14 protein-coding genes are annotated in these 11,275 nt (G+C 59.5%); 7 read left to right on the forward strand and 7 right to left on the reverse strand.

Features of this window, described 5'->3' with window-relative positions:
- The 4 genes from AC2VNK_RS02230 to AC2VNK_RS02245 all read left to right on the forward strand — a co-directional run.
- Positions 1-732 (forward strand): HlyD family secretion protein (locus tag AC2VNK_RS02230; RefSeq protein ID WP_486882653.1); only part of this gene is annotated, 732 nt, incomplete at its 5' end.
- Between the two features lie 3 nt (positions 733-735).
- On the forward strand, positions 736-2,469 hold the full coding sequence (locus AC2VNK_RS02235; protein WP_486882654.1) for an ATP-binding cassette domain-containing protein: 1,734 nt from the start codon (positions 736-738) through the stop codon (positions 2,467-2,469).
- A complete protein-coding gene (locus AC2VNK_RS02240) occupies positions 2,466-3,581 on the forward strand; it encodes an ABC transporter permease (protein WP_486882655.1) in 1,116 nt (371 codons plus the stop codon). Before AC2VNK_RS02235 ends, AC2VNK_RS02240 begins: the two co-directional genes overlap by 4 nt.
- Positions 3,581-4,690, forward strand: a complete 1,110-nt coding sequence (locus tag AC2VNK_RS02245; RefSeq protein WP_486882656.1) for an ABC transporter permease — start codon at positions 3,581-3,583, stop codon at positions 4,688-4,690. Before AC2VNK_RS02240 ends, AC2VNK_RS02245 begins: the two co-directional genes overlap by 1 nt.
- 22 nt (positions 4,691-4,712) lie before the next feature.
- On the opposite strand, the gene amrS is transcribed toward AC2VNK_RS02245, so the two are convergent.
- The 6 genes from amrS to AC2VNK_RS02275 form a co-directional block, all read right to left on the reverse strand.
- Positions 4,713-5,798, reverse strand: a complete 1,086-nt coding sequence (gene amrS, locus AC2VNK_RS02250; RefSeq protein WP_486882657.1) for an AmmeMemoRadiSam system radical SAM enzyme — start codon at positions 5,796-5,798, stop codon at positions 4,713-4,715.
- Positions 5,791-6,399, reverse strand: a complete 609-nt coding sequence (gene amrA / locus AC2VNK_RS02255) for an AmmeMemoRadiSam system protein A (RefSeq protein WP_486882658.1) — start codon at positions 6,397-6,399, stop codon at positions 5,791-5,793. The genes amrS and amrA overlap by 8 nt, the downstream gene beginning before the upstream one ends.
- Positions 6,386-7,207 (reverse strand): AmmeMemoRadiSam system protein B, encoded by an 822-nt coding sequence (amrB, locus tag AC2VNK_RS02260; RefSeq protein WP_486882659.1) that lies wholly within the window; start codon positions 7,205-7,207, stop codon positions 6,386-6,388. Before amrB ends, amrA begins: the two co-directional genes overlap by 14 nt.
- 117 nt (positions 7,208-7,324) lie before the next feature.
- On the reverse strand, positions 7,325-7,489 hold the full coding sequence (locus tag AC2VNK_RS02265) for a hypothetical protein (protein WP_486882660.1): 165 nt from the start codon (positions 7,487-7,489) through the stop codon (positions 7,325-7,327).
- Complete coding sequence (gene arsH, locus AC2VNK_RS02270; RefSeq protein WP_486882661.1) at positions 7,486-8,037, reverse strand: arsenical resistance protein ArsH; 552 nt, start codon at positions 8,035-8,037, stop codon at positions 7,486-7,488. Before arsH ends, AC2VNK_RS02265 begins: the two co-directional genes overlap by 4 nt.
- 10 nt (positions 8,038-8,047) lie before the next feature.
- Complete coding sequence (locus AC2VNK_RS02275; RefSeq protein WP_291524938.1) at positions 8,048-9,355, reverse strand: arsenic transporter; 1,308 nt, start codon at positions 9,353-9,355, stop codon at positions 8,048-8,050.
- A 90-nt stretch (positions 9,356-9,445) separates the two neighbouring features.
- Here AC2VNK_RS02275 and AC2VNK_RS02280 point away from each other — a divergent pair, with 90 nt between their 5' ends.
- The 3 genes from AC2VNK_RS02280 to AC2VNK_RS02290 are packed head-to-tail and all read left to right on the forward strand — an operon-like array spanning position 9,446 to position 10,804.
- Entirely contained in the window at positions 9,446-9,811 is a 366-nt protein-coding gene (locus AC2VNK_RS02280) for an ArsR/SmtB family transcription factor (protein ID WP_291524940.1), read from the forward strand.
- Positions 9,808-10,299 (forward strand): arsenate reductase ArsC, encoded by a 492-nt coding sequence (locus tag AC2VNK_RS02285; protein ID WP_291524942.1) that lies wholly within the window; start codon positions 9,808-9,810, stop codon positions 10,297-10,299. The genes AC2VNK_RS02280 and AC2VNK_RS02285 overlap by 4 nt, the downstream gene beginning before the upstream one ends.
- A 28-nt stretch (positions 10,300-10,327) precedes the next feature.
- Entirely contained in the window at positions 10,328-10,804 is a 477-nt protein-coding gene (locus tag AC2VNK_RS02290; RefSeq protein WP_291524944.1) for a VOC family protein, read from the forward strand.
- A 285-nt stretch (positions 10,805-11,089) separates the two neighbouring features.
- On the opposite strand, the gene AC2VNK_RS02295 is transcribed toward AC2VNK_RS02290, so the two are convergent.
- A partial coding sequence (locus AC2VNK_RS02295) for a hypothetical protein (RefSeq protein ID WP_486882662.1) occupies positions 11,090-11,275 on the reverse strand: 186 nt, incomplete at its 5' end.

An 11,275-nucleotide genomic window follows, 5' to 3' on the forward strand; every position in this document is an offset into this window, starting at 1 on the left:
CGCCTGCTGGCTGGTTCCCGTCCCGAAGAAATCGCTGAAGCCCGGGCGAACGCCGCCGCCGCTCAGGCCACCCTGGCCAATGCGGAAATCACCTGGCGCCGGCAGCAGGCGCTGGCTGCTGAGCAATATGTACCCAAGCAGAATCTGGATAATGCAGCCGCCGCCCTGAAAACCGCCCGGGCCAATCTGGATCACGCCCAACAGGGCCTGACCCTGGCGATCAAAGGGCCGCGCCAAGAAGACATTGCCGCTGCCCGCAGCCAGCTCACCGCCGAGCAGGCCGCTCTGCATCTGGCACAGCGCCAACTGGCGGACACCAAACTCTTCGCGCCGCAAGAGGGCGTGGTACAGGACCGCATCCTCGAACCGGGGGATATGGCCAGTCCACAGGTGCCCGTTTTTACCCTTGCATTGGACAATCCCATCTGGGTACGTGCCTATCTGCCCGAGAAATCGCTGGGGCAGGTGCGCCTCGGCATGCAGGCCAACATCGAGAGTGATTCTTTTCCAGGAAAGCATTTCGCGGGTTGGGTCGGCTTTATTTCGCCCACGGCTGAATTCACCCCCAAGACCGTACAGACCACCGAACTGCGCACCGAGCTGGTGTATCGGGTGCGTATTTATGCCTGTAATCCCGGGCACCAGTTGCGCCTGGGCATGCCCGTGACGGTGCAGATTCCGCTCCGAAATAACCCGCCACAGAATCGGAACACGAACGTCTGCGGACGCTGAACCATGACCGACACGACCTTGCGTTTCAGTCAGGTCAGCAAAAGCTTCGCCCGCGGCAAAGACCGGGTGCAAGCGCTGAACAACCTGGATATGAGCCTTCCCCCAGGTTCCATCACCGGCCTTTTAGGCCCTGATGGCGCCGGCAAAACCACGCTGATGCGCCTTGCCGCCGGGCTGTTGATTCCCGACAGCGGCACGATATCCGTCCTCGGCGCCGATACCCGTCGGCAGGCGAGACAGGTGCAGACCGCCATCGGTTATATGCCGCAGCGCTTTGGTCTTTATGAAGATCTCACGGTACAGGAGAATCTCGACCTGTACGCCGATTTGCAGGGATTAACGCCGGTGGCGGCTGCTTCCCGCCAGCGGGAACTGCTCAAACTCACCGCACTCGGCCCCTTTGGTGCCCGGCGCGCCGGAGCGCTGTCCGGTGGCATGAAACAAAAGCTCGGCGTCGCTTGCGCCCTGCTGCGTGCCCCGCAACTGCTCCTCCTGGACGAGCCGACGGTGGGCGTGGATCCCATTGCCCGTCGCGAACTCTGGGTAATCATCCAGGGGCTCAAGGAACAGGGCGTCACGGTGCTCATGAGCACCGCCTATTTTGATGAGGCGGAGCGCTGTGACGAAATCATTCTGCTGCATCAGGGCAAGCTCCTGAAAAAGGACAGCCCCGCGGCCTTCCATCAACCGCTGAACGGGCGCTGTTTTCTAGTCACCCAGGCAGTGGTGAGCAAACGCCACCTGCGGGAAACCCTGCAACACCGGGCCAGCGTCCAGGACGCGCGCATCCTCGCCGAAGGCGTGCGCGTGCTCTGCCGGGATACCCGACCCCATGCCGTGGCGGGGGAAGACTGGCAGATTGCGGCACCTACCTTTGAGGATGCCTTTGTCGACCTGTTAGGTGCCCCCGAAGACCCGGATGCCGAAATCATGTCCGACCCTCCATCCGCCGCCCCGCCCACGGACCAGAAAGCAGAAACCGTAGTGGAAGTGCGCGACCTATGCAAGTTCTACGGCAAGTTCGAGGCGGTTAAAGGCAACACCTTCACCGTTCGCAAAGGCCAGGTATTTGGCCTGCTGGGCGCCAACGGCGCCGGCAAGACCACCACCTTTCGCATGCTCTGCGGCCTGCTCCCCGCTTCTTCCGGCACCCTGCAGATTGCCGGAGTGGATATGCGCCATGCCACCGCCCAGGCCCGGGGCCGCATCGGCTACGTCGCCCAGAAGTTTGCGCTGTATGGCAACCTCAGCGCTGATCAGAACCTGGCCTTCTTCTCGGCGGCCTACGGGCTGCGCGGCAAGACGCGACAAACGCGTCTGGACTGGGCGCAACGGGAATTCCAGTTGGCCGACTATCGCAATGTCAATGTCGACGACCTACCCCTCGGAATCAAGCAGCGCCTGGCCCTGGCCTGCGCCCTCCTGCACGAACCGCCCATTCTCTTCCTGGACGAACCCACCTCTGGGGTGGATCCCCTCGCCCGCCGCGAATTCTGGCAGCGCATCAATGCCCTGGCCGAAGGCGGGGTGACGGTGCTGATCACCACCCATTTCATGGACGAGGCCGAATATTGCGACCAACTCGTCCTGATGTCTCTGGGCGAGGTGCTGGCCCAGGGCAGCCCCCAGGAAATACGGGATCAGGCCAAAGATCCGGCACACCCCGAGCCGAGCATGGAAGAGGCCTTCATCCATCTCATTCAGGAACACGAAAGCCAGATCCGGAGAGCATCATGAAGCTCCAGCGCCTGCGCGGCCTGATTCGCAAGGAGTTCATCCAGATCTGGCGCGACCCATCCGCCATTGCCATCGCTTTTGTCATGCCGGTGTTTCTGCTTTTTCTTTTTGGCTATGGCGTATCGCTGGACGCGCGCCATGTGCCGGTGGCCGTGGTGGTGGACCAGCCCAGTGCGGAAACCAGCGCCTTTATCGGCGGGCTACAGCAGTCGGCTTACTTCACGCCACAGATCTATGGCAGTATTCAAGCGGCCCGACAGGCAGTGATGACGCGCAGAGCCGACGGTATTCTCTGGCTGCGCGGCGACTTCAGCCGTCAGGTGTTGCAAGGGGACACCACCAGCATCGGGGTATTCGTCAATGGTAAGGATGCCAATAATGCCCGCATTTTGCAGGGTTACCTGCAGGGTGTCTGGCAGGCGTGGCTGCAACAACGCGCTGCTAGCGCCGGGGCCGCGCTGGTCATTCCGGTCACCGGTCAGGACCGTATCTGGTTCAATCCGGCTCTGCGCAGCCGCGATTATCTGGTACCGGGGCTCATTGCCGTGATCATGACCCTCATTGGTGCTCTGCTGACAGCACTGGTGGTGGCCCGGGAATGGGAGCGCGGCACCATGGAAGCCCTCATGGCCAGTCCGGTGACCATGGGGGAGATCCTCCTCGGCAAGCTCATCCCCTATTTCTTTCTCGGTATGGGCGGCATGCTCCTGTCCGTGGCGCTGGCGGTCTGGCTCTTCGCCGTCCCTCTGGTGGGCAGCTTCTGGGTCCTGCTGCTTTGCTCCTCGCTCTTTTTACTGGCGGCGCTGGGCATGGGACTGCTGATCTCCAGCGCTGCCCACAACCAGTTCGTGGCCGGTCAAATCGCCATTATCGTGACCTTCCTGCCGGCCTTTATCCTCTCGGGCTTTATCTTCGATATCCAGTCCATGCCCACGGCTATCCAGGTCATCACCCATATCGTGGCCGCCCGCTACTTCGTCACTATTCTGCAGACCCTCTTCCTCGCCGGTGACGTCTGGCCCGTCATTCTCTGGAACAGCCTGGCTCTGGCACTCATGGCGACCTTCTTTCTCGGCGCCACCCTGCGTCGTTCTCGCAAGAGGCTGGACTGATGCTGGCGCGAGTCTGGGCTTTGGTGATCAAGGAATTCCTCGCTCTGCTGCGAGACAAAAAGAGCCGATTCGTGCTGATCGGTCCGCCTCTGATTCAGTTGCTGGTCTTCGGCTATGCCGCGACTTTCGATCTCAATCATATCCCCTACGCAGTCTACAATCAGGATTCCGGTTTTGCGTCCAGAGAGTTATTAGGACATTTTCAGGGCTCCCCCGCCTTTCAGCAGGTGGCGATTATTACCCATAATGCCCAGATCGCGCCCCTGATCAACAATCAGAAAGTGTTGCTGGTACTGCAGATCGGTCCGAACTTCACCCGCGACCTGCTGCTGCATCACCCGGCATCCGTACAGGTCATCATTGACGGTCGCAACTCCAACAGCGCCACCCTGGCCCTCAATTACGTCAACAGTGTCATCCTGTCTTTCGACACCCACTGGGCCGCCACCCACCATTGGGGCAAGCCTCCGGCACAACTGGTGGTTCGCTCCTGGTTCAACCCTAATCTGTTATCCCGCTGGTTTATAGTGCCAGGCATTGTCGCTCTACTGACCCTGGTGGTCACCCTGCTGGTGACCGGGTTGTCCGTAGCGCGGGAGCGCGAGCAGGGTACCTTCGATCAGTTGCTCGTCACCCCGCTGAATCCCCTGGAAATTCTTCTGGGCAAGGCGCTGCCCGGCTTCATCATTGGCGCGCTGGAAGGCGTTTTTATCATCCTCGCGGGAGTTTTCTGGTTTCAGGTACCCTTCATCGGCAGCATCCTGGCGCTGGCGCTGGGCATGGCGCTGTTCCTGCTCGCCGCCATCGGCATCGGGCTGATGATCTCATCGCTCGCCGTCACCCAGCAGCAGGGTCTGTTGGGGGTATTTCTTTTTTTGGTGCCCGCCATCATTCTCTCCGGCTTCGCCACCCCCATCGCCAACATGCCGGAATTGGTGCAGGATCTCACCTATATCAATCCCATGCGTTACTTCCTGGTGATCGTGCGCGGGGTTTTTCTGGAGGGCGACGGCTTTCACGAACTCTGGTCGCAATACTGGCCATTGGCCCTGATCGCCCTGAGTTCCATGACCGCCGCGGCCTGGTTGTTCCGCCACCGGATGCAGTGAATCCGGAGGGACACGGCCCTCTTCAGGCCCCGACGCGCAGGGGAATGCGCTTGCGCCCGAAACGCCCCGGTCTGGCCTCGAAATGCCCGGCAATACGGTGGCCGCAATGGGGACAATGCCCCTCCGGAGTCAGGTGATATGACAATATCTGATACCAGTCGCGGACGATCAATGCCGCCCCGCATCCGGGACAAAAAGTGGTATCGCCCTCCTGATCATGCACATTGCCGGTATAGACGTAATGCAAACCCGTCTCCATGGCCACGCGGCGTGCCCGCACCAGGGTATCTGCCGGTGTGGCGGGCACATCCGGCATCCGGTAGTCGGGATGGAAAGCGGAGAAATGCAGCGGTACGTCGGGACCCAGATGCCCCATCATCCACTCCGCCGCCGCACGGATTTCCGCCTCGGAGTCATTATGGCCCGGAATAAGCAGCGTGGTGATTTCCAGCCAGGTCTGGGTCTCCTTGACGATATACTCCAGTGTTTCCAGCACGGGGGCGAGATGCGCTCCGGTCAGCTTGAAGTAAAATTCGTCGGTAAAGGCCTTAAGGTCGACATTGGTTGCGTCCATTTTGGCGAAAAACTCCGCTCGCGGCTGCGCATGGATATAACCGGCGGTAACGGCCACGGTCTTGACGCCGACGGCATGGCAGGCATCCGCCGTATCCATGGCGTATTCGGCAAAAATAACCGGATCGTTATAGGTAAAGGCCACACTTTTGACATCCAGCGATTGGGCGGTTGCCGCGATGCCTGCGGGACTCGCCTGGTCCTGGAGCCGGTCCATTTCGCGGGATTTGGAAATATCCCAGTTCTGGCAGAACTTGCAGGCCAGATTACAGCCTGCTGTGCCAAAAGAAAGCACACTACTGCCGGGATAAAAATGATTCAGGGGTTTTTTCTCGATGGGGTCAATACAAAAACCCGAGGAGCGACCATAGGTGGTGAGGACCATGGTGTCGCCCTTCCGCATTCGCACGAAACAAGCCCCGCGTTGCCCTTCCTGCAGACGGCAGTCGCGCGGACAAAGGTCACACTGAATGCGCCCATCGGCGAGTTTATGCCAGTAGCGGCCCGGATGCGTTATAAGCGTCTCCTTATCCATTGCCCCTCCTCCCTGGCGTCTGTTCTTCACGCCATTTCTCCACCGTATACCAATACACTTCTATTTCTCCGGCCCAGAAATCTGCAGGCAAACCCGCCTTGCGTTTGAGCGCTCGCAGAAATTCCCGTGGCTGGGGAAGCTCTTCCCACACCTGGGGAAGAAAGGTGCCACGACGCGAACCATAAGTGAGAACCAACCCATGCCGGTGGGGGTCAATTTGCGCCAAAAGGCTCTCCTCGCTGTCAAAATGTATCCGCTGCAGCGCAGAGAGTAATGAAACTTCCACCCGCACCTGTGACCACTCCGCTACAGCCAGCGGCGGAAAACGTGGATCCTCGAAGGCCGCCGCCAGGGCATTGGCGCGCAGGTCCACCCCGAGGGGACGATAGGCTTGCAGGCTGCCGATGCAGCCTCGCAAGCCCTGGGGTCCGGTCAGCGTCACAAAAGTCGCACCAGGCTGCTGCGCCCAGTTCGGCACAGCCGCAAACTCAGCGGGCAAACCCAACGCCCCGGTAATCGTAGCACGGGCTACATCGAGCAGGATTTCCCCGGCTTCCGGCGGAAGCCCACCGATCTTTTCGTCACCTTCATGCATGGTCATGGCTCTCTCCGTAAAAAGCGACTGCGGCATAGCCCACCACCGCATCACGGGACCCTGCCGTATCACCCGAGTTACACAGCCCCACCAGACGTGGGTGCAGGTGGTGCTTACGGGCGACCGGGAGAAGGCCATTGATAGGCGTGGCGCCGCAAGCCTGCTCGTGGTCGATGGGCATGGGATCGAAGCGCAATATTTCCTCCACCGTATGGTGGTCTATCGCACGGGCTTCGGCATAGGGATGATAGTGAGAAAGATCGGAACTGATGACGATGACCGTCTCCTCGCCACCCCAGAGCTTCTCCAGAACCTGGGCCACTTCGTCCGGTCGGGCATCGCCCACCACCAGCGGGACGACGCTGACGTCACCCAGCACCTCCTGGATAAAAGGCAATTGTACTTCCAGGGCATGTTCCTGAGCGTGCGCGGCCGGCATTTCCCGGACCTGGGGCAACCCGGCCAGCGCCTCCACCCCCGCCTGATCCACCGCGACGGTACCCAGCGGCGTTTGCATGGCCTGAACACCAGGCAGGGCGAGGCCGCGAAATGGAAGGCGATGCGCTGGCCCGAGAAGTACCACCCGACGGATGCGCCCCCGCCCCGTGGCCAACAGGGCGTAACCGGAAGCGGCCACCGCTCCCGAGTAGATGTAGCCCGCATGGGGGACAATAATGGCCTTGGGCCACGAGGCAGCGGCCGCTTCATCGGCATGTTCAGCCCCGGCCAGTAAACGCTCTACTTCGGTCCGCAAAACAGCAGCCTCGGCAGGATAAAACATGCCGGCCACCGCCGCTGGTCTGACGAGATTCATGAAGCACTCTCCCTGGCCGCTATAAGGCCAACATCTTCATGTTAGCTATATCAGGATAGGAAAGAGTTTTTTCAAGGCTCCATGATTAGACCGTACAGAAAAACCCCTGATTCGCGCTCAGATTTCCTGCTGATTCACTCGCTTGGACAACTCCTCGGCGGATTCTTTGCGCTCCGAATAGCGGTCCACCAGATACTCGGCATGGTTGCGCAACAACAGAGTAAACTTCATAAACTCCTCCATCACATCCACCAGCCGGTCGTAATAGGCCGAGGGTTTCATCCGCCCAATCTCGTCAAACTCCAGAAGGCCTTGGGCACCGAAGACTGGTTGGGAATGGTGAACATGCGCATCCAACGACCCAGAATACGCATCTGGTTCAGCGCGTTGAAAGACTGGGATCCACCGCAGACCTGGATGAGGGCGAGGGTCTTGCCCTGGCTGGGACGCACCGCCCCGGCATTCAGGGGGATCCAGTCGATTTGCGATTTGAATACCCCGGTCATGGCACCGTGACGCTCCGGCGAACACCAGACCTGTCCCTCCGACCACAGCACGGCTTCCCGCAGCTCCTGAACCTTCGGGTGGGTATCGGGCGCATCATCGGCCAGAGGCAGCCCGGAGGGATTGAAAATGCGGGTTTCTGCCCCGAAGAGGCGGAGCAGCCGGGCGGCCTCCTCCACCATCAGACGGCTGTAGGAACGCTCGCGATTGGAACCATACAGCAGAAGCACGCGCGGTTTTCCCAGACATTCGGTCCCGCTTTTAAAGTTCGCCGAAACGGGAATCCGCAAGAGCGCCGGGTCGATATTTGGCAATGTATCCGTCATGGCTTTTTCCTTAAATCAATGGCAGCCACCAGGCGAGTGCCAGCAGAGTCACCAAAAGCACCGGCGGTGTGATCAGCAGTCCGGTCTTCATATATTGGCCCCAGGTGATGGTGACCCCCTTGCGACCCAGCACATGTAACCACAACAAAGTGGCGAGACTGCCGATGGGTGTAAACTTGGGACCCAGATCACAACCGATGATATTGGCATAAACCATGATCTCGCGAACCATGGGATCCGCCGCAGCAGACGCGTGATGGATAGCCAGCGCGCCCACCAGCACCGCGGGCATGTTATTCATTATCGATGAGAGCAATGCCGCCAGAAAACCCGTACCCAGTGCGGCGGCGACCGGCCCATGGGTGCCAAACCAGTGCAGGGCCTGCGCCACATAGGCCGTCAGTCCGGCATTGCGCAGCCCATACACCACCAGGTACATACCCAAACTGAAAACCACGATTTTCCAGGGCGCATCCTGCAAAACCTTACGTACGGAAATCTGGGCGCCGCGTCCACCCCGAAACCAGCGGCCCGCCAGAGCAAGCAGAATCAAGGCGCCCGTAACAGTGACCACAGAGACGGGCACCTGCCACTGCGCGGTGACAAAATAGGCGATGAGCAGCAGGCCCAGCACCGGAAAGCTGGCGCGAAACACCAGATGGTCCCTGATCGCTGTTGCCGGTTCCGGGAGATGCGCCGTGCCGTAATGCTGCGGCAGCACCCGCCGAAAAGCGATCCAGAGCACCAGCAGCGTCGCCGCCAGCGCCACCAGATCCACCGGAACCATCACCAGGGCATAGCGAACAAACGAAATATTGAAATAATTGGCGCTGACGATATTCACCAGGTTAGAGATCATCAGCGGCAGGCTGGTGGTATCGGCCACAAATCCCGTGGCAATGACAAAGGCAAAGGTGGCGGCCGGGGTGAACTCCAGTTGCAGCAGGATGGCCATCACAATCGGGGTCAGGAGCAAGGCCGCGCCGTCATTGGCAAAGACCGCAGCGATGGCCGCCCCGAGGATGACGATCAGCGGAAACAGAAGTCGCCCCCGCCCGCCGCCCCAGCGCGCCACGTGCAGCGCCGCCCAGTGGAAAAAGCCCGCTTCATCCAGAATCAGCGAGATGATGATGAGCGCCACAAAGGTAAAAGTGGCATCCCAGATGATGTGCCAGACCACGGGGATATCACTCCAGGTGATGACGCCGGTTGCCAGCGCCAGCACCGCACCGCCCATGGCACTCCAACCGATACTCAGCCCCTTGGGTTGCCAGACCACCAATATCAACGTTGCCAGAAAGATCAGTACCGCCAGCATGGATCGGCTACTCCGCAGAAAATTTGGCTCGTAGTCTTGACGAGCTACCAGTTCCTGTCAATACTGCAACGAAAGTTCGGGAGTTGATTTATGGACACGGCAGAACAACGGGATCAGATTGTGATCTACCTGGAGGCACTCGCGTCGCCGGTACGGCTGGATATTTTCCGGCTCCTGGTGGAGCAGGAACCCGCAGGCTTGGTGTCTGGTGAGCTTGCCGAGCATCTGGGGCAGGCGCACAACAGCATCTCTTTTCATCTCAAGTCACTGCAGCATGCAGGACTGGTCACGGTGCAGCGGGAGGGGCGTTACCAACGCTATCGCGCGGCCATGCCCGTGGTTCGCGCTTTAGTGGCCTATCTCACTGAAAATTGCTGCCGCGGTACTCAGGAATGCGCCATAACGCATGCGGAAGTATCCACATCGCCTATCGTCCCACCAGGAAATCTGCCATGAAAAAACCGGAAATTTTGTTCCTCTGCACCGGCAACTCCTGCCGCTCCATTCTCGCCGAGGTCACCTTCAATGCCCTGGCGGGTCCGGCCATGCACGCCGTCAGTGCGGGCAGCCATCCTGCAGGGTATGTCCATCCCCGGTCGCTGGCCTTGCTGCAGCGGGAGGGTTTTTCTACTGAAGGGCTCAGCAGCAAGTCCTGGGATGATCTCGCCGTCACCCCCGACGTCGTCATTACCGTCTGCGCCAGTGCCGCCGGCGAGACCTGCCCGGCGTATCTGGGACCGGCCATCCGCGCCCACTGGGGTGTGGAAGACCCTGCCAAAGCTACCGGCAGCGAAGCCGAAATCGAAGCCGCTTTCGACACGGCCTACCGTATTTTGCGGCATCGCATTGAGGCCATGTGCCAACTGCCCGTGGCAGGTCTCATAGAAAAAGACCCTGCACAACTGTGTGCAGAACTGGCCCGTATTGGCAGCCTGGAACCCTGAGCCACCCCATTCTACGGAGCACATCGCGATGTCCATGATCGTTGATCCCCAAGAATTTCATATCAGCATCCGCGTTGCTGACCTCGCGGCGAGTACCGATTTTTACGTGCAGTTTCTCGGTGTCGAAGCCAAGGATCAGACGGCACGCTACAGCACCTTCATCGTGCCCCACTTGCGCCTGAACCTGGTGCTGCTGGTCAACGATAAAAATGAAGCACTGGACACCTATAGCCTCTATCACCTGGGCTTGGGTGTATCCAACCGCGCGGCGGTCGTCGAAAGCTACCACCGCGCCAAGGCCGCTGGTGCCGAGATCGTCAAGCCACCCCGCACCACCTGGCGGGGCACGCCCCTCCATGAACTCTGGCTGCGCGACCCCACCGGTTACAACCTGGAAGTCTACGCGCGCCTGACCCCGGAGGAACTCGCCGAAATGCCTGACGATCAGGAAGCGATCTATCTGGTGCCCGGTACCCAACCTCCTGCGGAGCACTCCAATGGTTAAACAGCAACCACAGTGATTATTCCGGCATAAATTTACAGCCCATATCACGCATCTTCTTTATAAATTGCGCAATATCGTCTGGCTCCTTAATTTCCCCCCATGTTAGCGACTGCATGAACTAATGCCAGTATAAATCAAATATCAGCTTGCCAAACTGGGAGGCATCCATATAAGCGTTTAAAAAAAACTAGCAATATCAATTTGTTGCAAGATTAACTATCGGACTCGAGAAGCCTATGTCGCGCACTTGCCCGGACATTGGGTCTCACCGACGAGCATGGAACATCATCTGTTTTGCTGTGCTGCCTCACTGATTCTGCGGCGCTCCACGAAAACCAGCAGGAATGCGCCAATGATCTGGCCGACGAAAAGTACGACGAACAGTAGTACATAGTTACTTGGCAACCAATAAGATATCGGAAGGACGAGCAACATGATTGGCACCGCGTACAGCACGATATTCCCCAAGGT

Source organism: Acidithiobacillus sp. TH-A35, assembly GCF_057473505.1.